General features: G+C 71.0%; 22 protein-coding genes. 11 read left to right on the forward strand and 11 right to left on the reverse strand.

Annotated features, from left to right (window positions below; all coding sequences use genetic code 11):
- Positions 1-158: 158 nt before the first annotated feature.
- Together ACGF4F_RS00050 and ACGF4F_RS00055 are read left to right on the forward strand one after the other, a co-directional pair.
- Entirely contained in the window at positions 159-3,269 is a 3,111-nt protein-coding gene (locus ACGF4F_RS00050; RefSeq protein ID WP_393073363.1) for a PxKF domain-containing protein, read from the forward strand.
- A 23-nt stretch (positions 3,270-3,292) separates the two neighbouring features.
- Complete coding sequence (locus ACGF4F_RS00055; protein WP_357443244.1) at positions 3,293-3,814, forward strand: hypothetical protein; 522 nt, start codon at positions 3,293-3,295, stop codon at positions 3,812-3,814.
- Positions 3,815-3,835: 21 nt separating this feature from the next.
- Here ACGF4F_RS00055 and ACGF4F_RS00060 read toward each other — a convergent pair whose 3' ends face one another.
- Both ACGF4F_RS00060 and ACGF4F_RS00065 read right to left on the reverse strand, forming a co-directional pair.
- Positions 3,836-4,591 (reverse strand): class I SAM-dependent methyltransferase, encoded by a 756-nt coding sequence (locus ACGF4F_RS00060; RefSeq protein ID WP_357443249.1) that lies wholly within the window; start codon positions 4,589-4,591, stop codon positions 3,836-3,838.
- A gap of 65 nt (positions 4,592-4,656) precedes the next feature.
- Positions 4,657-5,643 (reverse strand): serine hydrolase domain-containing protein, encoded by a 987-nt coding sequence (locus tag ACGF4F_RS00065; RefSeq protein ID WP_393073368.1) that lies wholly within the window; start codon positions 5,641-5,643, stop codon positions 4,657-4,659.
- 122 nt (positions 5,644-5,765) lie between these two features.
- Here ACGF4F_RS00065 and ACGF4F_RS00070 point away from each other — a divergent pair, with 122 nt between their 5' ends.
- From ACGF4F_RS00070 to ACGF4F_RS00095, 6 genes are all read left to right on the forward strand, one after another.
- Positions 5,766-6,416, forward strand: a complete 651-nt coding sequence (locus ACGF4F_RS00070; RefSeq protein WP_393074763.1) for an MFS transporter — start codon at positions 5,766-5,768, stop codon at positions 6,414-6,416.
- A 135-nt stretch (positions 6,417-6,551) separates the two neighbouring features.
- The gene (gene sigJ, locus ACGF4F_RS00075) at positions 6,552-7,496 is read left to right on the forward strand and encodes an RNA polymerase sigma factor SigJ (RefSeq protein WP_357443255.1); all 945 of its coding nucleotides are present in this window, start codon (positions 6,552-6,554) and stop codon (positions 7,494-7,496) included.
- 93 nt (positions 7,497-7,589) lie between these two features.
- The gene (locus ACGF4F_RS00080; protein WP_357443259.1) at positions 7,590-8,786 is read left to right on the forward strand and encodes an FAD-dependent oxidoreductase; all 1,197 of its coding nucleotides are present in this window, start codon (positions 7,590-7,592) and stop codon (positions 8,784-8,786) included.
- Between the two features lie 107 nt (positions 8,787-8,893).
- Positions 8,894-9,361, forward strand: coding sequence for a GNAT family N-acetyltransferase (locus ACGF4F_RS00085; protein ID WP_357443262.1), 468 nt, complete (start codon positions 8,894-8,896; stop codon positions 9,359-9,361).
- A gap of 24 nt (positions 9,362-9,385) precedes the next feature.
- Positions 9,386-9,808, forward strand: coding sequence for a S26 family signal peptidase (locus ACGF4F_RS00090; protein WP_357443265.1), 423 nt, complete (start codon positions 9,386-9,388; stop codon positions 9,806-9,808).
- Positions 9,796-10,500 carry an alpha/beta fold hydrolase gene (locus ACGF4F_RS00095; protein ID WP_393073373.1) on the forward strand — a complete coding sequence of 235 codons (705 nt, stop codon included), beginning with the start codon at positions 9,796-9,798 and terminating at the stop codon, positions 10,498-10,500. Before ACGF4F_RS00090 ends, ACGF4F_RS00095 begins: the two co-directional genes overlap by 13 nt.
- Positions 10,501-10,550: 50 nt before the next feature.
- On the opposite strand, the gene ACGF4F_RS00100 is transcribed toward ACGF4F_RS00095, so the two are convergent.
- Genes ACGF4F_RS00100 through ACGF4F_RS00115 form a run of 4 tightly spaced genes read right to left on the reverse strand, consistent with a single transcriptional unit; the run spans position 10,551 to position 14,790 of the window.
- The gene (locus ACGF4F_RS00100) at positions 10,551-11,489 is read right to left on the reverse strand and encodes a PfkB family carbohydrate kinase (RefSeq protein ID WP_393073378.1); all 939 of its coding nucleotides are present in this window, start codon (positions 11,487-11,489) and stop codon (positions 10,551-10,553) included.
- Entirely contained in the window at positions 11,486-13,018 is a 1,533-nt protein-coding gene (locus tag ACGF4F_RS00105; RefSeq protein WP_357443274.1) for a cytosine permease, read from the reverse strand. The genes ACGF4F_RS00100 and ACGF4F_RS00105 overlap by 4 nt, the downstream gene beginning before the upstream one ends.
- 30 nt (positions 13,019-13,048) lie before the next feature.
- On the reverse strand, positions 13,049-14,074 hold the full coding sequence (locus tag ACGF4F_RS00110; RefSeq protein ID WP_357443277.1) for an ADP-ribosylglycohydrolase family protein: 1,026 nt from the start codon (positions 14,072-14,074) through the stop codon (positions 13,049-13,051).
- A complete protein-coding gene (locus ACGF4F_RS00115; RefSeq protein WP_357443280.1) occupies positions 14,071-14,790 on the reverse strand; it encodes a GntR family transcriptional regulator in 720 nt (239 codons plus the stop codon). The genes ACGF4F_RS00110 and ACGF4F_RS00115 overlap by 4 nt, the downstream gene beginning before the upstream one ends.
- A gap of 193 nt (positions 14,791-14,983) precedes the next feature.
- Between ACGF4F_RS00115 and ACGF4F_RS00120 the strand changes: the two genes are divergently transcribed.
- Both ACGF4F_RS00120 and ACGF4F_RS00125 read left to right on the forward strand, forming a co-directional pair.
- Positions 14,984-15,253, forward strand: a complete 270-nt coding sequence (locus tag ACGF4F_RS00120) for an aldehyde dehydrogenase family protein (RefSeq protein ID WP_357443283.1) — start codon at positions 14,984-14,986, stop codon at positions 15,251-15,253.
- A gap of 244 nt (positions 15,254-15,497) precedes the next feature.
- On the forward strand, positions 15,498-17,102 hold the full coding sequence (locus ACGF4F_RS00125) for an MFS transporter (protein ID WP_357443286.1): 1,605 nt from the start codon (positions 15,498-15,500) through the stop codon (positions 17,100-17,102).
- Positions 17,103-17,340: 238 nt separating this feature from the next.
- On the opposite strand, the gene ACGF4F_RS00130 is transcribed toward ACGF4F_RS00125, so the two are convergent.
- Together ACGF4F_RS00130 and ACGF4F_RS00135 are read right to left on the reverse strand one after the other, a co-directional pair.
- The gene (locus ACGF4F_RS00130) at positions 17,341-18,405 is read right to left on the reverse strand and encodes a glucose-1-phosphate thymidylyltransferase (protein ID WP_357443289.1); all 1,065 of its coding nucleotides are present in this window, start codon (positions 18,403-18,405) and stop codon (positions 17,341-17,343) included.
- A 320-nt stretch (positions 18,406-18,725) separates the two neighbouring features.
- Positions 18,726-19,142 (reverse strand): SgcJ/EcaC family oxidoreductase, encoded by a 417-nt coding sequence (locus ACGF4F_RS00135; protein ID WP_073836146.1) that lies wholly within the window; start codon positions 19,140-19,142, stop codon positions 18,726-18,728.
- A 328-nt stretch (positions 19,143-19,470) separates the two neighbouring features.
- Between ACGF4F_RS00135 and ACGF4F_RS00140 the strand changes: the two genes are divergently transcribed.
- Complete coding sequence (locus ACGF4F_RS00140) at positions 19,471-20,202, forward strand: class I SAM-dependent methyltransferase (protein ID WP_357443292.1); 732 nt, start codon at positions 19,471-19,473, stop codon at positions 20,200-20,202.
- 306 nt (positions 20,203-20,508) lie between these two features.
- Here ACGF4F_RS00140 and ACGF4F_RS00145 read toward each other — a convergent pair whose 3' ends face one another.
- The 3 genes from ACGF4F_RS00145 to ACGF4F_RS00155 are packed head-to-tail and all read right to left on the reverse strand — an operon-like array spanning position 20,509 to position 24,225.
- A complete protein-coding gene (locus ACGF4F_RS00145; protein ID WP_357443294.1) occupies positions 20,509-21,489 on the reverse strand; it encodes a Gfo/Idh/MocA family oxidoreductase in 981 nt (326 codons plus the stop codon).
- A 57-nt stretch (positions 21,490-21,546) separates the two neighbouring features.
- Complete coding sequence (locus tag ACGF4F_RS00150; protein WP_357443296.1) at positions 21,547-22,929, reverse strand: NDP-hexose 2,3-dehydratase family protein; 1,383 nt, start codon at positions 22,927-22,929, stop codon at positions 21,547-21,549.
- Positions 22,930-22,968: 39 nt separating this feature from the next.
- A complete protein-coding gene (locus ACGF4F_RS00155) occupies positions 22,969-24,225 on the reverse strand; it encodes a class I SAM-dependent methyltransferase (RefSeq protein ID WP_357443298.1) in 1,257 nt (418 codons plus the stop codon).
- Positions 24,226-24,431 lie beyond the last annotated feature (206 nt).

The raw sequence follows: 24,431 nt of genomic DNA on the forward strand, positions 1-24,431 counted from the left end.
TCGTCATCCAGATAGTTCGATGACTTGCCGAACCTTCGGCAGTCAGACTGCAGTGGCGCCCGTAGCGGGGACCGGGCGCGCGGACGCCGGCCTTGGCCGACGGTGCCGCCGGTCCCGTGCGGACGACGCAGTCGTCGATGCCGGACCAAGGGAGAGCCGTGCGCCGCAGATCCAGCCGCAGACGCCTCGCCGCCGTCGCCACCGTACTCACCCTCGCCCTTGCCGGGGTGGGGGTGCCCGGTGTCGCGGCGGCCGCGCCCGTACCGTCCCAACAACCCACCGACCTGATGCTCCTCGTCGACGGATCGTTGTCGCTCACCGACACCGACTGGCAGGTGCAGCTCGAGGGCTTCGCCCGCGCCGTCGAGGACCCGCTGATCTTCCCCCGCTCGGACCGGGTCGCCGTCGGGGTCGTTCAGTACTCCGGCAGCGACGTGGCCAAGGGCACTCGCCTGGAGATTCCGCTGACCCGGCTCACCGACGAGGACGCGGTGACGGACTTCGCCACCCGGTTGCGGGCCATCAAGCGGCTTGACGACCTGTCCAACCCGGGCGACGCCATCCACGCCGGCGCCGACCATCTGGCCGCCGCGGGCCGGTCGGGCACGACGTGGTCCATGTGCATGTCCACCGACGGCGAGCCGAACGCCGGGGAGGGCCTCGCCGACGCCGTGACGTACGCCAAGAACAAGGGCGTCGACCGGTACAGCGTGCTCGCGCTCACCAGCACCGTGTTCACCGAGGAGCGGGCCCGCGCCGTGTACGGCCCGCATGTCTTCGGCGGTGGCCGGGTGAACGCCGCCCGCAGCATCGCGGAATTCTCCTCGCTGATCTCCGGCTGCCTGAACTACGCGCTGGACCTGGCGGCGATCGAGGTCAACCAGGCCGTCCAGGACTGGCAGAACAGCGTCCCGCTGATCCGAGCCAAGTCCACCATCGTCCGGACCTTCTTCAAGACGGTGGACAGCCAGGAGGTACGCACCAGCGGCCGGCTGCGCGGCTACCGGGACGGCCAGGAGCTGCCCGGCAGCCCGCTGACCCCGATCGACTCCACCGAGATCGTGGTCGGCCCGGATCCGGCCGCCGGGCGGGAGCGATTCTCCGGCAGCCTGAACTTCGCGCTACCGGTGGGTTGGACCTCAGGGCGGGTCAAGCTGGTGCCGGATTTGCCCGGCGGAGTGCGCTGCGAGGGCGGCCGGTGGACCGCCGACTGCGGCACCGAGGTCGAGTTCCGGCCCGGCGGACGGCTGCGGGTCAACCTCTTCGCGGCGAGCTGGACCGAGAACGGTGCCGTCCAGGAGCCCACCTTCGCCGACCTCTTCGAGCAGTACCGGCGGATGCACGACGTCTTCCCGGTCAGCAACGCGACCGCCTCGTTCCAGACACTCGACCTCGACGAGCGGCCGGAGGACGGCGACGACGGGCTGGAGGACGTCAACGACCGGCTCTGGATCGACTGGTGGTCCAACTTCCGCTCCGGCCAGCTCGACCCGCGGACCATGTACCACGCCGCGCTGCTCGGTGACAGCGGCGGTGGCCTGGCCGCGGGGATCGGCAGCCCGGTCTCCTCCGGCTGGCTCTCCGGCGCACAGGGGCTGTACGGCACGGGATACGCCCGCAACCGGGGCGCCCACGAGGTGGCGCACTCGCTGGGCCGCGAGCACACCGTGAACGCCGACCGCAACGGCCGTACGTTCCCGTTCGTCGGCGCCAAGCGGGGCTGGTGCGGTGAGGTCGCGGGGACCTTCACCGACGACTACCCGCACTGGACCGGCACCAGCCAGGGCGACCGGCCGACCCTCGGACCCAATGGCGACCGGGACCGGGAGATCTGGGGTGTCTCGGCGCGGTACTTCGGTGACCGCGAAGGGCTCGCCATCACGTCGCCGCACGCCACGTACCCGATGATGAGCTACTGCAACTCCACCAGGGCGGACAGCCAGGGGCGCTGGATCGACGCCCGGGACTACCGGGCGCTCTTCGAGGGCCGGCTGTCCCCGGACGCGACTGGCGCCATCTCCAGCGGCGCGCCGGCGGCCGCGGCACCCGCCGCAGCCGACCCGGCCTCGGTGGTGCTGCGCGGCCGGGTCGACACCGCCGCGGGCACCGCCGCCTTCCGGCCGACCATGCCGGCCTTTGGCGCCCCCGTGGCCACCGACGACCCCGAGGGTGGCTACGAGCTGCGGGTGCTCGACGCCGATGAACAGGTACTGCACCGGGTGCGCTTCCAGCCCCGGCTCCCGGAGGGCACCGACGAACCGCCGGGCGGCGACGGGCGGGACGAGTCGACGGTGGGCACCTTCGAGCTGGCGGTGCCGGCCGTGCCCGAGTCGGCCGCCCGGGCGGTCGTCGTGCACGACGGCCGGGTCATCGGCACGCTGACCGCCGAGCGGAAGAAGCCGACCGCCGCCCGGCCGGCGGCCGCGGTCGACCGCGACGGGAACACCGTCCGGTTGAGCTGGAAGGGCAAGCACGCCGGCCCGCACGCGCCGACGTACACCGCCCAGTACAGCGCCGACGGCGGCGGCAGTTGGCGCACCTACGCGGCCGATTCCGGGGCGACCGAGGCGACCGTGCCCCGGTGGATCGTGCCCGGCTCGCCGGCCGCGCTGGTCCGGGTGATCGCCTCGCACGGGCTCGACGCCGCGGTGGTCGCCTCCGAGCCGTTCGCGATGCCCGACGCACCACCCCAGCTGGCCATCCGGAACCCGGCCGCCGGTGCCGCCTACCACGGCACGCAGGCGATCCGGCTGGACGCCGGGGCGTACGACGCGGAGACCGGACTCCTGGACGACGGTGACGTGACCTGGCGGTCGGACCGCGACGGCGCCCTTGGCACCGGCCAGCTGCTACTGACCCGCGCCGACCAGCTGAGCGAGGGGGCGCACCGGATCAGCGCCACGGTGACCGACCCGGCCGGCCAGACGGTCACCCGCGAGATCACGATCAGCATCTCCCGGCTGCCCGCGCCGACCCCGCGGTACGAGTTCGGTGGCTTCCGTCCGCCGATCGACCCGGACGGACTGACCGTCGTCGAGGCCGGCCGGACGATTCCGGTCAAGTGGACCGTGGGCGGCGAAAAGCCGGGCGAGTCGGCGGTCGCGTCGGCAACCTTCGATTCGCCCGGGGCCGACTACCGGTGGATCTCGACCCTCGGGTCGTACCATCTCAACGTCGACACGCCGCGGTCCTGGGCGGGCAGCCGGCACCGGCTGACGGTGACCCTGACGGACGGCACCCAGCACAGTACGGAGTTCGAGTTCAAGTGACCGACCCTCGGGCACGGAGGCCGGTGGCGCTCGTCGCCGCCGGCCTCGGTGCCGTCGTGCTCGTCGCCGCCGTGGTGGCCGCCGGGCTCTGGGCCACCGGCCGGGGCCCGTTCGGCGCACCCCGCCCTCAGCCCGACGAGGTGCTCGGCACGATGCGCGACGCGTCCGACCAGTCGGATGTCGGTGGCGCATCGACCAGGGGCGGCACGGTGCTCGCGGTGCCGGCAGCCGCCGCGCCCGACTTCTGGCGGCAGACCAGCACCGGCGCCCCGCCAGCACCCGACCAGGTGTCATACGCGCCGTTCACCGTGCCGGCGTCCGCAGTGCCGGCCGTCGGCGGGGTTACCGGCGCAGTCGGACGCGGCGGCCGGTTCTCGCTGCGGCCCGTCTCGTCCGGGGCGTACCTGCTCTGCTACGCCAGCAACACCAGCGCGAGTGGCTACCAGGTGCAGGGGTGCCGCGAGGCGTCGCTGCGGGTGCCCGGCCGGATCGACGCGAGCCGGGGTGAGGCGGGCTTCCGGGTGACCGTTTCCGGCAATCGTTGAGCCGACCGAACTCCGGCTCGGTCAGCCCTCCGCGGAGGCGTCGAGTGGCTTGCGCCAGACCGACACGTGGCTCTCGCTGTCGGACGTGAAGGGCGCCCCGTCCCAGCCCGCCACCCGCTGCTCCAGCGTCAAGCCGGCCAGCCGTGCCATGAGGTCGCACTCGGCGGGCCAGATGTAGCGGAAGTTGCTGTAGCCGTAGCGCATGGTCCCATCGTCCAGCCGCCGGTAGTGGTGAGACGTTCCCCGCTGCGTGACCATGTCGTAGGTGTCGAAGCCGGCGTGCCGGTCGGTCACCTCGAACGGCACCGCCGACTGCCCCGGGGGGAACCGCCGGATGCCCGGCACCCACAGCTCGACGACGAAGCGACCGCCCGGCGAAAGGTGCCGGGCAGCATTGCGGAAGCACTGCACCTGCTCGTCCTGCGTGCACAGGTTGCCGATGCTGTTCCACACGACGTACACGAGTGAGAACTGGCCGGGGACGGTCGCTGTGGCCATGTCGCCGATGATGACCGGCAACTGCTCCGCGGGCACCTTGCGCCGCAGCCGGTTGACCATCGGCTCCGACAGTTCGATCCCGGTCACGGAGATGCCGCGGGCGGCGAGCGGGATGGCCACCCGACCCGTGCCGATCGCGAACTCCAGCGCGGGGCCGGAACCCGCCAGCCGGGCAAGGAAGTCCACGGCGGGGTCGAGCACCTCAGGTGCAAACATCTCGGCCGAGAGGTCGTCGTACCGCTCCGCGGTGTCCTCGTCCCACAGGTCGCTGCTCGTCACGGGCCGAGCCTGCTCGCCTCCCTGCGCGCACGCCACCTATTTAACAGAAGGGCGGCCTGCGCCCGTCACCCGAGCGCCGGCAGGATGACCTGCTCCAGCAGCGCCACCGGAGTCCGCCAATGGTCGGGGTCGTCGTAGTTGCCGGCGGTGATGGCCACGGCGATATCCAGGTCGGGCAGGACGATCAGGCGTTGGCCGCCGTTGCCCATCCCGGCCACCAGCCGATGGCCGGCCATGGTCTCGACGTACCACTGGTAGCCGTACTGGCCGCCCCAGTCGGTCCGCAGGCGGGGCTGCAGCATCGTGTGGATCCACCCGGCGGGGACGATCTGATGACCGTCCCACGCTCCCTCGGCAAGCACCAGTTCGCCGATTCTGGCCAGGTCGCGTGGCGCGAGCCGCAGCCCGGACGCGGCCGAGGCCACCCCGTCCGCGCCGGTCATCCACTCGAAGCTGTGGATGCCGAGTGGCGCGAACAGCGCCTCTCGCCCGTACTGCGGCAGCGGCTGTCCGGTCCCGGCGGTGATCAGCCGGCCCAGCAGCGCCGCGGCGCCGCCGCAGTAGGACCAGCGGGCGCCGGGTGGCTCGAGGATCGGCCGCTCCAGCACGTACCGGTACCGGTCCGGCGCCAGTTCCATCGCGATTTCGGCGTTGGCCGGGTTGTCGTACGGGAGGTCTTCGCGCCATTCCAGGCCGAGGGACATGGTCAGCGCGTGCTCGACGGTGAGCCGGGCCCGTTCGGGGTCGGCCGCCAGATCGGTGTACTCCGGGAACTGGCGCAGGAGCGGCTCCGCGGGGTGGGGGACGCTGCCCTGGCCGAGCGCGATGCCGTACAGCAGCGCGGTCACGCTCTTGGTGACCGACCGGACGTCGTGCAGGGTCTCGGGTCCGAACTCGACGACACCCAGCGATGTGCCCCAGCTGAAGTCCTCGCCTGCGCCGTAGTACGCCAGCAGGGTCTCGCCACCACGGACCGCCACGACCGCGTGGAGGCCCCCAACCTTCCCGGCCCGTCGCGTTTCGTGCAGGCGCTCGCGCAACTCGGTCGTCATGGACCCTCCTCGGCGGGGCGACACTGTCCTTACGGGATACCACGGTGCTCATCATCGCTCGGTCAACCGCCAGTATGGTTACCTGCCGCAGAGGCCGGGCCCGTATATTCACTGGGGTGAACATGCCCTTCCCCGGCACGAGCACCCAGATCCCCCCGTACGGCCCACGCCCCAGGGTCCGCCCGGCCTGGCTGCTGATCGGGCCGACACTCGCCGCGTCGCTCGGTGCCTTCCTGCTCGCCGTCACCTTCGGGCCGGTAAAGGCCGAGATCCAGCGGGCCATGCATCTGCCGGCCTCGGTGACCCCCTGGGTCTTCGTCGCCTACCTGCTGGCGGCGCTACTGGCGGTTCCGGTCGGCGCTCTGCTCGGCCGGCGGTGGCCGACCGCGGTCGCGCTGCCCGCGATCGTGCTGCTGGTTCCCGGATCGCTGCTGACCGCGCTGGCCCCGGAGAGCGGAACGCTGCTGCTCGGCCGCGCGGTGACCGGGGTCGGGGCCGGTCTGGCCTGGGGCGTCACGGCCGCGCTGATCACGCAGGTGGGGGCACGGCGCGGGTTGATGGTGCCACTTGTCGCCGGCGCGGTGGTGCTGGCGCTGGGTCTCGGACCCGTGGCTGGGGCGTTTCTGGGGCGGTCGCTCGGTTGGCGGTGGCCTTTCCTGGCGGCCGTGCCGTTCGAGGTGGTGGCGTTGCTGGTCACCGCGGTGAGCGGGATCATCGTGCTGATGCGGCGCGCGTCCCAGCCGGCTCAGCCGTCGGCCGCACCGTTGGCCTGACGAAACGGGCGGCGCAGGGCAGCCGAGCCGCATCCGGCGACGAGCCCTGCTGCCTCCGCGAGGTCGGGCAACGCGTCGAACGGCGAAGCCCCATCGCGGCGGCGGGCGATTGGCGCCGCGACCTAGGATCGGGCCATGCCCTTGACCCCGGACGACGTCGACCGGTTCGAGGCCGCCAGGCCGCGCATGGAGGCCATCGCCTACCGTCTCCTCGGCTCCGCCACAGAGGCCGAGGACGCTGTGCAGGAGACGTTCCTACGCTGGCAGGCCGCCGACGTCGACCGCATCGAGGTCCCCGCGGCCTGGCTGACGAAGGTCCTCACCAACCTGTGCCTCAACCAGCTCACCTCCGCCCGGGCGCGCCGCGAGACCTACGTGGGCCAATGGCTTCCCGAGCCGCTGCTCGCCGGGGACCCGATGCTCGGCCCGGCCGACACCGCCGAGCAGCGCGAATCGGTCTCGTACGCGGTCCTCACCCTGATGGAGCGCCTCGCTCCCAACGAGCGGGCGGTGTACGTGCTCCGGGAGGCCTTCGACTACCCGCACCGGGAGATCGCCGAGATCCTCGACATCACCGAGGCCGCCAGCCAGCAGATCTTCCACCGAGCCAAGAAGCACGTCGCGGACGGCAAGGCCCGCACCGAGATCGACGGGGCCGCCGCTCGGCGGATCGTCGAGGAGTTCCTGACGGCCGCCACCAGCGGCCAGACCGAGCCGCTCGTGCGCCTGCTCACCGAGGACGCCATCTCGATCGGCGACGGCGGCGGGAAGGTCCCGGCCCGCGCCAAGGCGTTCGAGGGCGCCGCCGCGGTCGCGAAGTTCCTGCGGGGGCTGTTCAAACCCGGCGAGGCCAAGCGCGCCATCGTCGGCGGCACGCCCGAGGTCTACGCCTGGACCGCCAACGGCGACCCCGCCGTCGTGGCCGTCCTGGAACGCCGGGTCGTCGGCGTCATGTGCCTGGAGGTCACCGCCGACGGCATCGCCGCGTTCCGCAACCAGGTCAACCCCGACAAGCTCGACCGCGCGACCGCGCACTGGGCGGCCGCCGACCACGGGGAACCCCTGTTCACCGCCTTCTGACCGCCAAGTGAGGTGCTTCACATCGCCTTCCTGTCAGGAAACGGCGGGCCGCCCGGTTCAAGGGGCAAGCCCGCGCAAGACAGGAGCAAGGAAATGCAGCACCGCATCATCGTCCTCGGAGCCGGCTACACCGGAGCCATCGCCGCCGGCCGCCTCGCCAAGCGGCTCCGCCGCGAGGACGTCGCCATCACCCTCGTCAACGCCGAGCCCGACTTCGTCGAACGCGTCCGCATGCACCAGCTGGCGGCCGGCCAGGACCTCAAGCCCCGGCCATTCAGCGAGATGTTCGCAGGCGCCGGCGTCGAACTGAGGCTCGCCAGGGTCACCGGCGTCGACGTCGACCGCAGGACCGTCGCCGTCACTGACCCGAACGGCGCCGGAGAACTCGCCTACGACACGCTCGTCTACGCCCTCGGCAGCGGCTGGAACACCCAAGGCGTCCCCGGAACCGCCGAGCACGCCTATGAGATCGCCGGCCGCCCCGGAGCACTCCGGCTGCGCGAGCGCCTGGCCCGCCTCGACGCCGGGCAGACCGTGGTCGTCGTCGGCGGCGGCCTCACTGGCCTGGAGGCCGCCACCGAGATCGCCGAGGCACGCCCGGACCTCGACGTCGCCCTCGCCGCCCACGGCGGCCTCGGCGACTGGCTCTCGCCCAAGGGCCGCGAGCACCTCCGGAAGGTCTTCGGCAAGCTCGGGATCACCGTGTACGAGCACGCCGCCGTCACCGGCGTCGACGCCGACCGCGTCGACATCGCCGACGGCAGAGCCATCCCGGCCGCGGTCACCGTGTGGACCACCGGCTTCGCGGTCCACCCGATCGCGAGGGCGACCGCCCTGGAGGTCACCGGCACCGGCCAGATCGTGGTCGACGGGACCATGCGTTCGGTTTCGCACCCGAACGTGTACGCCGTCGGGGACGCGGCCTGTGCGCTGGGACCGGGCAACAAGCCGCTGCGGATGTCGTGCGCTTCGGGTACCCCAGCCGCATGGCAGGCCGCCGACGCGATCGCCGCGCGCCTGACCGGCGGGAAGCTCCCCAACGTGCCGATCCGCTACTTCAACCAGTGCATCTCACTGGGCCGCAAGGATGGCTTGATCCAGTACGTCACCGCCGACGACCGCGCTGTGCAGGCGGCCCTGACCGGACGGCTCGCCGCCGTCTACAAGGAGCTGGTCTGCAAGGGTGCCGCCTGGGGCGTCGCCAACCCGATGCTCGGGCTGCCGACCCGACGCCGCCGGGTCACCGCGCAGGGGGCTGCGGCGGGCTCGACCGCCAGTGTGCTGGCGTAGCGCACGAAGCGAAGCGGACGCCCTCGTCGCGAGGGCGCCCGCTTCGCTGTCGGTGGCCGTCACTCGCGCGAAACGTAATTGCAACAGGGCCTCGACAACATGCCACCATGCACCTGAGCATCGAGCGTGCCGACTTCGCTGACCCGCACCTGGGTGCGTTCCTTCGGGCGCATCTTGACGACCTCGCGCCCACAGCCCCGGTGGAGAGCCGGCACGCACTGGACCTCCGTCGGCTGCAGGCACCAGACGTCCGCCTGTGGGTGGCGTCGGTTGGCGACGAGATTGTCGGGACTGGTGCTCTCGCGGCACTGGACCCGGGTCATGAAGAACTCAAGAGCATGCGGACGGATCCGACGCGACGAGGCCAGGGAATCGCGACCCGGGTCCTCGAGCATCTGCTGGGGGATGCCCGTGGGCGCCACATTCGCCGGATCTCCCTGGAGACCGGCAGCATGGATTTCTTCGCCCCGGCGAGAGCGCTGTATGCCAAGGCAGGATTCGTCTTCTGCTCCCCATTCGGTTCTTACCGGGAGGATCCCAACAGCGTCTTCATGACGAAGGCCCTGTCGGGCTGACCGTTCAGGACCAGGTACCGCTGCTTGGACATCCGCCGGCACGGGCAGTCCGGGTGTCGACTGGCCGCCTGCGGGTCGCTCGGCGAGGGTGCCCGCGGCGAGCGCTATCGGATGGGCTCCCGCACGATGGAGCCGACGATCACCGCGGGTTCGATCGTCACGGCCGAGGTGGTGAAGCCGGGCGACTACCAGCCGCGCACCGGCGACGTCGTGGTGTTCGAGCCACCGGAATCGTGGGATCATGGCGAAGGGGAGGCGCCATGGATCTTTCGAGTGGTGGCGGTGCCGGGCGACACCATCGCCGGCTGCGACGCTGAGGGCCGGATCGTCCGCCACCCGCGGGGAAGGGCCGTGAGACTGCCATGCGCGCTGCCCGATCACCGTCAGAGCGCCTGTACTTCGCCGAGTACGGATCGGGGTCGCCGCTCCTGCTCGTGCACGGCTTGATGGTCACCGGCCAGATGTTCGAGCCGGTGATAGAGCATTTCGCCGCCCGTCATCGCGTGATCGTTCCCGACCTGCGCGGCCACGGGCGGAGTCGGGGACTTCCGCCGCCGTACGCGGCCACGCAGCTGGCAGCTGACCTGTCGCAGCTGCTCGACCGGCTGGGCATCGAGTCCACCGCCGTGCTCGGCTACTCGCAGGGCGGTGCGATCGCTCAGCAGCTGGTCCTCGACTTTCCCGACCGGTGCGACCGCCTCGTACTCGCCTGCACCTTCGCGTTCAACATGGCGACCTTGCGGGAACAGGTCGAGGGCCGCCTGCTGCCGCTGGTGCTCCGGCTCCTCGGTATGCGGCTGTCGGCGAGGTTGATCGTTTCACCGGCGGCGCCGCAGCTCGGCAGAGAACGTGCCGACTGGCTCGCGGGACTCATCGCGGACCAGGACCGCACGTTGATGGCGTCCGCCTGGAAGCAGACGATGGCGTTCGACAGCAGGCGGCGGCTGGCGGAGATCACTTGTCCGACCCTCGTGATCACCGCCTCGGATGATCAAGCGGTGCCGATCCACCACGCGAGGATGCTCCACGCGGGCATCGCCGGTGCGGAGCTGGTGGTCATCGGCGCTGCTGGCCACGCGCTCATCTGGACGCACACCGAAGAGTTCGAGCGGGTGACCGACCGCTTCCTCAGGGCCTGACCGGCCGGGGTGCCGGGGCACCGCGGTCGCGGCGGCGCCCGGCACGGCGGTCACCGGCTAGAGCGCCCCGCCAGCAACTCGTCGACCTCCACGGCGGTGGGGGCGGTCGCGGGCCCGTGCCGCGTGACGGCCAGCGCCGCGGCGGCGTTGGCACGACGTACGGCCTGGACCGGGTCGAGACCGCTCACGAGGGCAGCCACGAAGGCGCCCACGTGGGCGTCCCCGGCGCCGTTGGTGTCCACCACGGTCACCGGGAAGGCCGGCACGCGCACGGATCGGTCGTCGGTGGCGAGGACGGCGCCCTGCGGCCCGGTACGGACCACCACGCCGGCATGCCCGGTGCGCGCCGCCAGCGACGCGGCGGCCGCCTCCGGATCGGCGCGATCGGTGAGGATCCGCGCCTCCCGTTCGTTGCAACTCCACCAGTCGGCACGTTCTGAGACGGACGCCAGGATGGACCGGGGTATCTCGGCGACCAGCGGACCGGGGTCGACGACGACGGTGACCTCCGGGGCGACCGTCGGAAGCCAGGCCGCCAGCGCCGGACCGTTGGACGGGTAGGCCAGGCTGTAACCGGACACGTACACCACGTCGCCGGGGCTCAGGTCGATCCGGGCCAGGTCCGCCGGCCCGAGTCGCGCCTCCGCGCCGACGCTGGTGGCGAACGTGCGCTCGCCGGCCGGGTCGATCAGCGCGACGCTGAACCCGGTGTCGAGCTCCGGTAGCGCCGGCTGCACGAGCTCGACGCCGGCCTGGGCCAACTGCTCGCGGGCCAGGTCGCCGAACGGCCCGGTGCCGTGCATCCCGGCGTACGCCACGGGCAGTCCCTGGCGGGCGGCGCTCGCCATGACGTTGAGCCCGCCCCCGGCGGTGATCCGGCTGCCGGAGGCGAGCACGTCCCCGCCGACCTCCGGCAGCCGCGGCAGGTACATCACCACGTCGACGACGACGTTCCCGGTGTGCACCAGCCGGGCCGGCCGCCCGGTCACCGCCGGGCCTCCGCGACGGCCCGGTCGCCGGCCGGCGCGTTCCCCTCCGGCCGGGTGGATCCGGTCCGCCCCGCCTCGCCGCCGCGCCGGCCGCCGAGCACGGCAAGCAGCAGGTACAGAGCACCGGCGACGACGAAGGCCGCGACCCAGCCGAGGCCGTTCGTGCCCAGCCAGGAGTCCGCGAGCGGGCCGCTGAACCAGACGTCGTCCGCCGAGGTGGAGGCCGTGGTGAAGAGCAGGCCGAAGACGGTGCCGGCCAGCCACGGCAGCAGGGCCGTCCAGCGGACCCCGCCCCGGTACCAGTAGGCGCTGGTGCGGGTGGTGTCCATCAGTCCACGCGGGTCGTACTCCCGCCGGCGGAGCATGTCGGCCAGGAACACCGCGACCCACGCGGTGATCGGCACGGCGAGCAGCGAGATGAAGGTGATGAACGGCCCGTAGAAGTTGCCGGCGATCAGCATGAAGTAGATCCCACCGGCCAGCGTGAGCACGATGTCCAGGCCCACGGCCACCACCCGGCGGGTCCGGATGCCGAGGGTGATCATGGTCAGGCCGGCGGAGTAGACCGAGAGGTTGTTGGAGAGCAGCAGACCGCCGAACGCGGCGAGCAGGTACGGCACCGCCATCCAGGACGGGAGCAGCACCTGGATCGCCGAGACGGGGTCGCTGGCGGAGGCCAGGTGGCCGTCGCCGGCCGAGAGCAGGCCACCCAACCCGATGAGCAGGAACAGCGGGATTCCGGCGCCGGCCGAGGCGGCCGCGACGATCCGTCCGCCCGAGACGTTCCGGTGCTGGTAGCGGGCCATGTCGGCACCGGCGTTCGCCCAGCCGATGCCGGTGCCGGCGGCGATCACGCCGATCCCGGCGATGACGACGCTCAGCGGGGCGGCCGGCGCGTCAAGCACAGCCTGCCAGTTCACCCGCGTGATCAGGAACGCGGCGACCACGACGTTCAGCGCGCCGAAGACGTACGTCGCCCACTGCTGGATCCAGATCAGCGTGGCGTGCCCCAGGCCCGAGACGACCAGGGTGAGCGCCACGAAGGCGAGCAGGCAGATCACCGTCAGCACGGGGTTCGCCGTGAGCCCGAACGCGATGTTCAGCAACGCCAGCAGCGCGTACGCGGCGGTGGTCGTGTTGACCGTCTCCCAGCCGACCCGCGACAGCCACGAGACCACCGTCGGCCCGTGGTTGCCGCGGGGTCCGAAGACCGCGCGGGACAGTGTCATGCTGGGCGCGCCGCCCCACTTCCCGGCCACGCTGATCAGGCCGACGAGGGCAAAGGAGCCGAAGGATCCGATCGCGGCCACCAGCAGCGCCTGCCAGATGTTCATGCCGCGCAGCGCGACCAGGGTGGCACCGAGCGGCAGCCCCAGGATGGAGATGTTGGCCGCGAACCAGACCCAGAAGAGCTGGCCGGGCCGGCCCGTGCGCTCGGTGGGGGGCACCGGTTCGATGCCTCTGGTCTCGATGGCGCCGACCCGGTTGGTGTCGGCCGGGATCGTGCCGGCCGGTTCCGTCGTGGACATCGTCATCCTGCCTTTCCCTGCGTACCGGCGTCAGCGGGGCTGACGGAGGGCGAGCAGGCGGGTCGCCATGTCTGCCAAGGGGAGGTGGTTGGTTTTCTCGATCGTTTCCAGCGCGGTGTCCGGGAAGGACCCGACACCGTGGCCGGCGCCGGCGATGGCGCCGACCATGGCGGCGATCGTGTCGGTGTCGCCGCCGAGACCCGCGGCCAGCAGGCAGGCCTGCCACGGGTCGTCGGGGTGCACGGCGAGCACCGCGAAGGCCGCCGGGACGGACTCCTGGGTCGCCACACTCGTCCCGACCAGGTGGTAGATCAGGTCGGCCGCCGCCTCCGGCGTCCGTCCCGCGACCAGGTCGGCGGCCCAGGCGATCCGGGCCGAGATGTCCGCCGCCGCCACCCAGTGGCCTCGGCCCGCGGCGAGCTGCGCCGCCCGTACGGCAGTCGCGGTCGCGGTCGCGGTGTCCGCGCCGTCCAGGCCGGCGCTGACCGCGGCGGCGACGGCGGCGGCGCCGGCCAGGGCGACGCCGGTGTTGTGGGTGACCCAGCTCGCCTCGACGACCCGGTCGACGAGCCGGTCCAGGTCGGTTGCGGGTACGGCGACGCCTACCGGGGCGATGCGCATCGCCGCCCCGTTGGTCGTCCCGAACCGGCCGGCTTCCTCGAGCGGGCGGCCGGCGGCCACGGCGGCAACCGCGGCCCGGGTCGATGGGCCGAGCAGGTCCAGCGAGCCGCGTCGGCGCATGTCGTCCTCCCACGCGAGCAGCTCCCGGGCGAGACGATGCCCGTCGATGCGGCCGCGGCCGTCGAGAAGAAGCCGCCCGAGCAGCAGTGCCTGCTCGGTGTCGTCCGTCACCGTCCCGGCGGGCATGCCGGGTGCGATCGGCTGGTCCGCCGGCCCCGGCTCGAAACCGGTCAACCGGCCGTAGCGGGTGACGATCTGCTTTCGCGGCATGGACTGGGTCGGCATGCCGAGCGCGTCACCGATGGCGAGCCCGGTCAGGGCCGCGACGGCCCGCGATTCGAGCGTCGCGGCCCGGGCCGGCGTCGACGTACTCATTCCGACGCCTCCCCGAAGCGCAGGTGCAGCCGGAACCGTGCCGGGTCCAGCAGGCTCTCCACGTGCTCGACGAATTCACCGCGTGCGTCCCGGCTCAGCCGCCGGGTGCGCAGGAAGAGCTTGCCGGCGGCGCAGTCGAGCAGTTGGGCGTCCGGCGGTGCGACCTCGGCCAGCTCCACCCACTCCTCGCCCTGCGTCGGAACGAGGCCGGCCGAGCGCAGCGCCGTGTACAGGGACCCGGTGAGGCCGCGTTCGGGCAGCTCGCGCAACGGGCCGACGGCCGGGATCCGGCTCCGCTCGATCGAGATGGCCGAGCCTCCGTCGAGCGACCGGAGCCGGTCGACGGCGACGCATTCGGCGGACGGCAGATCGAACCGCTCCGCCAGTTCGGGCTCATGGACCAGCTCGAGTCGCAGGACGCGTACGGTTGTCGGGACGCCCTGCTCCGCCAGGGCGCGGGACCAGCCCAGCCGGTCGTCGATCGTCCGGCCGTCGAAGGTCACGAACGACCCCTTGCCGGAGCGGGTCTCGATCAGCCCGCGGCGGCTGAGTTCGGTGAGGGCCTGACGGACGGTGTTCCGGCTCACATCGAACCGGGTCGCGAGCGCGTGCTCGCCGGGCAGTTGGGTGCCGCGGGCGAGCCGGCCGCCTCGGATCTCCCGGGCGAGCTGCTCGACGACCCGCTCGTGCTTGAGCTTGAGCACCTGTCCAAACATGTTCAGAAGGCTAGCTCTGACCTGGGTCTTCGGCAACAACTCGCACTCCGGCGCGGAGGGCGTCCAGCGCGGTGGTCAGCCGTCGAGGCGGGTGCCGACGGCCTGCTCGCCGCCGGCGCCACCCTGCTCACCGGAGGACGGGCCCTGCCCGGCAGCGGGTACTTCTTCGAACCCACCATTCCCGGTCGCCGCCGTGGCGGTCGCCGCCGACGAGGCCGACGCCGTCCGGCTGGCCAACGCCTCAGAGTACGGGCTCGGACTGAGCGTGTGGACCGCCGACCCGGAACACGGCGTCGCCTTCGCCCGACAGATCACCACCGGCGCCGCCTTCATCAACGCCGTCGTCGCCTCCGACGCACGCCTGCCCTTCGGCGGGACCAAGCGCAGCGGATACGGACGGGAACTGGCCGCCGCCGGCCTGCGCGAGTTCGTCAACACCCGCACCTACTGGGCGGCGCGATGACCGGGCGCCTGGCGCACTGGTGGCCGCGCCGGCCTAGGAGGCCCAGCATCCCGCAGGATGACGACGACCTCGCGCTCGGCCCGGATGACGTACGGCAGCGGTGCGGGCAGTGGATCACAGGACCACCCGCCGGATTGCGCACTTTGGAAGAAGCCGCGGGACGACGAACATGACAATCTGTCCCTTTAGCGAGAACTGTGCGTAGGTCCACCTGTGCCCGCTGTGTGGACCAGGAGGGACCCCGATGCACGTTAACGACAACACGCCAGCCCCGCTGGCGGGGCGGCGCGAGTGGCTGGGCCTGGCGGTCCTGGCCCTTCCCACGCTGCTGCTGTCAGTGGACATCAGCGTGCTGTTCCTGGCGCTGCCCCGGCTTGACGCAGACCTCGCGGCCACCAGCACCCAACAGCTGTGGATCATCGACGTGTACGGCTTCATGACCGCCGGGTTCCTCGTCACGATGGGCAGCCTGGGTGATCGGATCGGCCGTCGCCGCCTGCTGCTCATCGGTGCCGCCTGCTTCGGGCTCGTCTCGGTGCTCGCGGCGTACTCGACCAGCGCCGAGATGCTCATCGGTGCCCGCGCGTTGCTCGGCATCGCCGGAGCCACCGTGATGCCGTCAGCGCTGGCCCTGATCAGCAACATGTTCCCCAACCCGAAGCAGCAGGGCATGGCCATCGCCGTGTTCATGAGCTGCTTCATGGCCGGCGGCGCCATCGGCCCGGTGGTCGGCGGCGCCATGCTGACCAACTTCTGGTGGGGGTCCGTCTTCCTGCTGGCCGTACCGGTCATGCTCCTGCTCCTGGTGGCCGGGCCGGCGCTGCTACCCGAGTACCGGAACCCGGAGGGCGGGCGGCTCGACCTGGTCAGCGTCGTCCTGTCCCTCGTCGCGATCCTGTCCCTGATCTACGGCATCAAGGAGCTGGCGCGGGCCGGCTGGGAGCTGGTTCCGGTGCTCAGCCTGGTCGTCGGCCTGGTGTTCGCCGTCGTCTTCGTGCGCAGGCAGCGGACGCAGCGCGAGCCGCTGCTCGACCTGCGCCTGTTCCGTCACCGTTCGTTCAGCGCCGCCCTGGCCATCATGCTGTTCGGCACCGCGATGATGTCCGGCCTGTCGCTGTTCTTCACGCTGTTCCTCCAGTTGGTCAAGGGACTGTCGCCGCTGTCGACCGGGCTGTTGATGGTGATCTCGGCCGTCGGCATGGTGATCGGCGCGATGATGGCCCCCGGGGTGGCGCAGAAGGTGCGCCCCGGCACGGTGCTCGCCGCCGGCCTCGGCATCGCGGCGATCGGCTTCCTGGTGGTCAGCCGGGTCGAGGAGTCGGCCTCGCTGGCTCTGCCGATCATCGGCATCGCCATCGTCTCGCTGGGCGCCGGCGCGTTCGCCTCCCTCGGCACCGGCCTGGTGGTCGGATCGGTGCCGCCGGAGAAGGTCGGATCGGCGTCGGCGGTGTCCGAGACCGGCGGCGAGTTCGGTGTGGCGTTCGGCATTGCCGTGATCGGCAGCGTCGGCACCGCCATCTACCGCAACCTGCTTGAGCTGCCCGCGGACGTGCCGGCCGGCGCCGCGACCTCAGCCCGGGAGAACATCACCGGCGCCGCCGCAGCGGCTGCGGAGCTGCCGGAGGTGGTCGGGACGGCCCTGTTCGACGCCGCCCGGGCCGCGTTCACCACGGCCCTGCACGGCGTGGCAATGGTCTCCGCGGCCATCGCCGTCGGCCTGGCCGTGGTGGCCGTCCTCGCACTGCGCCAGGCGCCGCCGACCGGCGCCGTGCCGGCACCCGACGGCGCGGAGGACACCGCTCCGGCGCCGGCCGCCGCGCCGATGCCGGCCAGCGGCACTGCCAACTGATCACCCGGACTGCCCGAGGCCCGGGCCGGCGTGGCACGCCGGCCCGGGCCGACGCCGCTCGGGGGCGGCGTTGGCCCGGATCGGCGGGTCCGGATCCCGTTGTGCATGGCCCCGGCGTTGGAGAAGCTGACGCCGTAGTGCCGGCGACGGCTGAGCGCCGGGTCCGGCGGGACGCCGTCACGGCCCCGCCGACCCGGCGGCCCCGCGCGGCGATCCGCCGGACCCGGCGCCGCCCCGCTCAGTCGGCGATCTCGACGCGGGTGTGGTCCCCGACGACCAGGCGGTGATACGACCGGTCGCCGCCGGGGGCCACGACCGCCGACCGCCCCACCAACGAGCCGTGCAGGCCCGGGGTCCCGGCGATGGTGGCGCCATCCAGCACGATGGAGTCCGCCAGCCGGGTGCTTCGCAGCACGCAGTGGCTGCCGATGGCGGTGCCCGGCCCGATCCGGCTGTCCTCCACCAGCGTGCCGTCGCCGATGATGGCCGGTCCGTCGATCCGCGACCGGACCACCCGGGCGCCAGGGCAGATCACCACCTGGCCGGTCAGCCGGCTGTCCGCGTCGACCTCGCCGGCCACCTCGCGCCGCAGATCGCCGAGCAGCCGGCGGTTGCAGTCCAGGACGTCCTCGAGCTGGCCGGCGTCCTTCCAGTAGCCGGCGTACTCGCTCGCCCGGACCTCGAAGTCGTGGCTGACCAACCACTGGATCGCGTCGGTGATCTCCAGCTCGCCGCGGGCCGAGGGGCGTACGGCGGCGACCGCCTGGTGGATCGCGGCGGTGAAGAAGTAGACCCCGATCAGCGCCAGGTCGCTGCGTGGTTGCTGCGGTTTCTCCACCACGCGCCGCACCCGCCCGGTGGTGTCCAACTCGGCGACGCCGAACGCCCGGGGGTCGGTGACCTTCTGGAGGACGACGTGCGCCGCTGGGCGGCGTCGGCGGAAGTCGGCAGCGACGTCCCGGATGCCGTCGGGGAGCATGTTGTCGCCGAGGTACATGACGAACTCCTCGTCGCCGAGGAAGTCGCGGGCCAGTCGTACGCAGTGGGCCAGACCCAACGGCCGGTCCTGCGGCAGGTAGGTCACCCGCAGGCCGAAGCGGTCGCCGTCCCCGATCGCCTCGGCGATCGCGGGGCCGCCGTCGCCCACCACGATGCCGACCTCGTCGACGCCCACCTGCCGGATGTTGCCCAGCACATGCTCCAGCACGGGCTTGCCGGCCACGGGGATGAGCTGCTTGGGCATCGAGTAGCTGAACGGTCGCAGGCGCGTGCCCGCACCCCCCGAGAGCACCAGGGCCTTCATGGATGTCGGTCTCCTCTGTCGAGTGCTGCTTCGTGGCGATGAAGACACGGCGGTCCGCATATCCGTCCGGGCGGAGCCGGACTGCCCAGCGGCGCTGGTGAACGGCTCCGGGGCGTGTGGTTGCGCTCGTACCGGAGCGCTGGGACGTCGTGCGCGGGCGGACAGCGACGCGCGGCCCGCCTCGCGATGGCGAGGCACGGGCCGCGGGTCACCAGCGGATCGCGACCGCCGCCGGTGCCGGACGTACGCCGGCGGGTGCTGAGCTCCGCTCTCCCCGGCGTCGGTACGGCTGGGAATCGCTCACCGCACCGACGTCAGCGTCACGACGCCCGGAGGGGGGTGTTCTGGTAGGCGGTGATGAGCCAGTCCGGTCCCTGCTTGACCAGCGTCCAGGTGGCCCGGATGGCCCGTTCGGGAGCGACCTCGGTCTCGCCCGGTTGGAGCACGCCGCCCTGGGTGATGACCAGCGCGGCACCCTCGCCCAACTGCTTCACCGCCAGCGGGGTTCCGGTCACGTTGGTGCCCTTGTACGGCCCGGCGTAAGCCTGGCTCATGAAGCCCTGGATCTCCTTGCGACCGGTGAGGAAGACGCCGGGCAGGATCAGCGTGCCGTCCTCGGCGAACGCGGCTGCGAACGCCGCTCCATCGTTGTCGGCCCAGGCCTGCACGATGCGCCCGGGTACCGCCTGGATGGCGGCGGCTGTCTCGTTGTCGAGCGCCGCGTCGATATCCAGCATCGTAATTGTCCTTCCGTGGGGTCGGCGGCTGTGGCTGTATCGTTTCGCCACGGACTCCTCCGGCGCATCTCGGTGATTGCGGTCAACCGAGCTGCGGAATGCGCGCCGCAACTCAGGAGATGCGCCGCCGGCCCGGCGACGGGACGCTGGCATCATGGCCGAATTTGACGGCAGAACCGGATCGATCCCCTGACGGAAACGGCGGTCGCCTGCCGGTGCGCCGAACTCGGCGGACGCCGCAGGGCGTGACCGCGATTGTTGACGGCTGCTTGCCTGCTCGAATCCAGAACTGATGAGCCGGTCGTCCCGGCGTGGCAAGGAGAGACTGATGGAATATGGACCGGATCACGCTGAACTCTACGACCTCGTTTTCCGTAGCCGGGGCAAGGACTTCGGGGCCGAGGCGGAGCAGCATGCCCGCCTGGTTCGGGCCCGGTTTCCCGAGGCGAAGACCCTGCTGGACGTGGCCTGCGGCACTGGTGCCCATCTGGCGGCCTTCGCGAGCCTCTTCGACCACGTGGAGGGACTAGAGCTCACGTCGGCGATGCGGGAGGTGGCGAGAAGGAGACTGCCGCAGGCCACCGTGCACCCGGGCAACATGCTTGATTTCGATCTCGGCCGCACCTTCGATGCCGTGACCTGCATCGGTAACGCCGTGGCCGAGGTGAAGTCCGCCGATGAGCTGGTCACCACGATCGGCCGCATGGCGGAGCATCTTGTCCCGGGCGGAGTCCTGGTGATCGAACCGTGGTGGTTTCCGGAGAACTTCATCGACGGTTACATCGGCAGCCACCTCGCCGAGGAGAGCGGTCGCGTGGTGTCGCGGATAAGCCACTCGACGAAGCAGGGGAACAGAAGCCGCATCGAGATTCATTGCGTTGTCGCGGACCGCACGGGCATCAAGGGATTTACCGACGTTCTCTCCGTAGGCCTGTTCAGTCGCGAACAGTACGAGGCGGCGTTCCGGGACGCCGGCTGCACGGTGGAACTGACGCCCCCGTTGAGACTGGGGGACGGGCGGCCCACCAGCCCGGGAATATTCGTCGGAGTGCGAAAGTGAGACCCGGCGCGTAGCCCCCAACGTCGCGCCCCGGCTTGGACGCTCGGTACCCTTCGGGCGTCCGCGGCGTCAGCCGTTGCCCGGCCGACGCCACGCCCCTGGGCGGCGCCATCCACCGCGATCTTCTCCAGGTCGGCGTGCGGTCGGCGAGTCGGTCGGGCAAACCGGGCCTGAAGGTGGGGGTCGTGCCAGCGCCGTCGCGTCCACGATGGCCGGCGCAGTTGGCCCGCTGCTGGCGGCGGGGGTGTTCACGGTCGCGAGCGTATCCGGGCGCCGGGTGGCCCAGCCGCTGCCGTGCACCCTAGGTCAGCCCCGCATCACCACCCGGCCATCCTCCTGGCCGCTCGATGCCGCTCGGACGAGACGGTCGAGGGTACGGGCATCGCTCAGCAACGGAGCATCGAACTCCCTCGAGTTGTCGTGCACCGCGTCGACGACGCTGGCGAGGAAGATCCGCATGCTGTCGGCCGGGCCCACGTGTCGTACGTGCCTTTCGCCATGAGATTCGATCTGGATGCCGACGGTCATGTCCGGCAGAGCCGAGAAGGGGCGTTCGAGGTCGACGGACAGCTGTCGTCCCAGCAACAGCAGGGAGTTTCGATAGGTCGTGGTGAACCCGAACTGCCCGACGATCGTCTTGCCGCCCGGATAACCCGCCAGGACGCTGTAGGACGTTTCCAGGCCGTCCGCGGTGCGGTCGCCCACAATGACCTGCACCTGCTCCGGTTCCGCGCCCCACAGAACTCTCCCGAGGGACGCCAGGTAGGGGCCGGTGTCGAGGAGGGCGCCACCACCCCTACCGCGGTCGTGCCGGAAATCGTCTGCCGGCACGGGCGGGGTGAACACGGCGACGACCTTGGTGACATCCGTGTCGAGGCCCTCGACGAGTGATCTGACCTCGGCGAACATGGGATGGAACGAATAGCATGTCGCCTCCGCGAGCACGCGGGAGGACGATCGAGCCAGCGACACCATCTCCTCAGCCGTGTCGAGGGTCAGGAACGCCGGCTTGTCCACGACCACGTGGTGACCCTGCTCTATCGCATACCGAACAGCCTGCGCATGCTCGCTGTTCACCAGCGAGACGTAGACGAGACCGGGCGGGATCGCCTGCAGCGCGGCACGCCAGTCGGCGTAGATCTGTCCCAGCTTCGGTAGCGAGCCAGCGGTCGCGGGGTCGGCGTGCGAGCTGGCGATGTTGACCGCCTCGATCTCTTTCATGGCGGCCGCGGCCGGTAGCACGCGGCGCCGGGCGAATCTCGACATGCCGATCAGAAGAAGTTCCATGGGTCGCTCCGGATCGTCGCGCCAGAACTTGCGGTGTGGTTGTGGCGGGATGGGTGGTCAGAGGAGGCAGGCCAGCAGGCTTCGTGCCTCGACGTTGACGTAGTAGCCGTCGTGCACCAGCCGGTTGAGCAGACCGAGCGTCATCCACCGATAGTTCTCGGGCGCGTCAACGGGATGATCCTCGGGAAGTTCGATCACCAGGTGCTTCGTGTCCGCCCGGTGGAATCGGCCGCCATCCTCTGATTGCAGCGACTCCATCCGCACCTGCGACGCGGGTGCGGTGAGGTATTCCACGAGCGGTGGAAGATCCTGCGGCCCGCGGCAATAGCCCGGTGCGAGTTGAATCGTGGCGGCGAGTTCGAGCCGGTCCGTGAGGCCCGGCTGCACCATCGCCTGGACGAGAAACTGGAGCACTCCCGAACGGCGCTGGCAGACGAAGGCCACCAGGTTGCCGGGAACGGGTTCGAGCATCGGCTGCCACCACCTGCCGACCTCCCGGCTGGTCGCCTCCACGGAGAGTCCGATTATCCGGAAGTAGGCGCCGTCGTGGTGCCTGATGCTTTGCCCGTCGGCGATCCAGCCGTCCAGCTCCGACAGGCCGACCCGCCGCACGTCCAGCGTGAAGAGTTCCTTCTGGTCGATGAGCCAGGTCATCGCTGCGGACAGGTCGGCGTCCGATCGGGCCAGGCTGTGCGACGCGATGACCCGAGCCTGAAACTCGTCGGTGGTTCCGCCGTTGACCAGCCCGCCGCCGGCCGCCCCGTAGGAGATGCAGCCCAGCACCGTACGGGCGTTCATGTTCACGTTCCCGCGCGCGAGTTGGCGGCGCAGTTGGCCCAGGGTGAGCCAGGCGAAGTCCTCCCTCATCAGGACTTCCTCATCCGGTGGGATTTCCACGATCATGTTGCGATTTCGCTTGTAGAGGTACCAGGACGCATGCTCGGAGAGCAGCCGGTCCACCACGATGCGCCCGCGGGTGGGTCGGAGAAAGTATTCCAGGTACGGAGTGGACCGCCCGCCGTGGACGCGCTGATAGTTGCTCGGCGTAGCCTGCACCGTCGCCGCGTACTGGACCAGCCTGGTGTTGCCCGGCTCCATCTTCACCTGCATCAGGAAGTGGTATACGCCGTTGATCCGTTTGACCAGGATCCCCAGGATTCCGATCTCGGGCTGCACGATGATCGGCTGGCTCCATTGGGAGGCCGGACCGAAGTTCGTCCGTACGGACAGGCCTTCGACCGTGAAGAAGCGGCCCGAGGAGTGGATGAGGCGGTCGTCGATCCGCCACTCGGGGAGGGTCGCCAACGGCACTTCCGCCACCTTGTAGGAAGAGGCCGCGAAGCGTTCCTTGAGAAAGGTGTCGGGATCAGGCGTCTCCGGGCTGTTCGCCGTCAGGGCCGACAGCAGGAAGTCGTCAGCGCGGCTCACCGAGGGTGGCATGGGTTCTCTCCTCCGGGCGGGCAGGGCGAGCGAGCCGGGTCAGACCGCGCAGATGGCCGGCAGCGGGAAGACCAACCTGCCGCCGCGTGCCAGGAACTCCTGCTCCCGCTCGATGAACCCCCCGCGGTGGACCCAGGGGAGCACCAGCAACTGGTCGGGCCGGCGCGCCTTGGCGTCCTCCTCGGAGACGATGGGGATACCGGACCCGGGAGTGAGGCACCCGTGCTTCTCCGAGCTGACCTCGCCGACGCACGGCAGGTCCTCGGCGCCGATCCCGCAGTACTGGAGGATCACGTTGCCCTTGGTCGACGCCCCGTACCCCAGGGTCAGCTTGCCCGCCGCCCGCGACTCGTCGAGGAAGGCGCGCAGCTTGTCGCGGTGGTCGCGGACGCGGCGGGCGAAGGTCTCGTACGGCGCCATGCTGTCGAGTCCGAGTTCGGCCTCGCGCCGGCGGATCCGGTCAACCTGGGCGGTGTCGATCTTGTGCTTGGTCGGGTCCTTGACCAGCGTGACGCAGAGGCTGCCGCCGTTGACGTCGGTGATTTCGGCCGTCGACACGGTGAACCCGACGCGTTCGGCCATCCACTCGATCTGACGCAGGCTGTAGTACTCGAGGTGCTCGTGGCATATCGCGTCGTAGGCGGGGATTTCGAGCAGGGGGACCGCGTAGCTCATCTCGATCATCCACACCCCGTCGTCGGTGAGGATGTCGCGGACGTCGGCCATGAACCCGACCGGGTCGGGCAGGTCGTAGAACATCGCGATCGACGTGACGATCTTGGCCTTGCGGTCGCCGTACCGTTCCGCGAACGCCGCCTTCGAGAAGAAGTCCGGGATCAGGTCGATGTCGTCGGGGTAGTACTCCCGCCACTTCTCGCCCGTCGGATCGATGCCCACCCGGGTGAGGCCGTCGGCCGGGTAGCCCCGCAACAGGGTGGCGTCGTTGCTGCCGATGTCGAGGACCAGGTCGGTACGGTCCAGGTCGACCATGCCGGTGAGTTGCGCGACCTTCCGGTGCAGGTGATTGACCATGAAGGGGCGGATGCTCGAACGGTATCCGTAGTGGACGCCGAACATGAGCGAGAGATCGGCGGTGTGCCGCAGTTGCACGAGGCCGCAGCCACCCGGGCCGCACTTGACGAGCTCCAGCGGAGCGGTCGGCACGACCTCGCCGGGTCGAGGAAAGATCCCGGTCAGCGCCTGATTTCCCAGATCGAGAATCGGCACCAGCGCGCGGTTTCCGCAAATCCTGCACTCGGTGCACTCGGTGATGGCCAGGTCGCCGGTGATGGTCACGATGCCTCCCACTTGGTTGCCATTCGAGTTCAATTCCGAGCTGCCGGAGTCGAGCGGCGACGCCCCGTCGCGTGGTGTCCGGGCGGGCGGTCCTCGGCGTCGGTACGACGTCGTGCGGGGCAATTCGAGCCGATGATCTGCACTAAATTCTGGCCACGAGTGCGGGCGTGGTCATCTCCTGGATTGCGTGCCTGGCAATCGCGGAG

Origin of the sequence: Micromonospora sp. NPDC047740, assembly GCF_043204735.1 — a bacterium.
In the GTDB taxonomy this organism is placed as follows: Bacteria; Actinomycetota; Actinomycetes; order Mycobacteriales; family Micromonosporaceae; genus Micromonospora.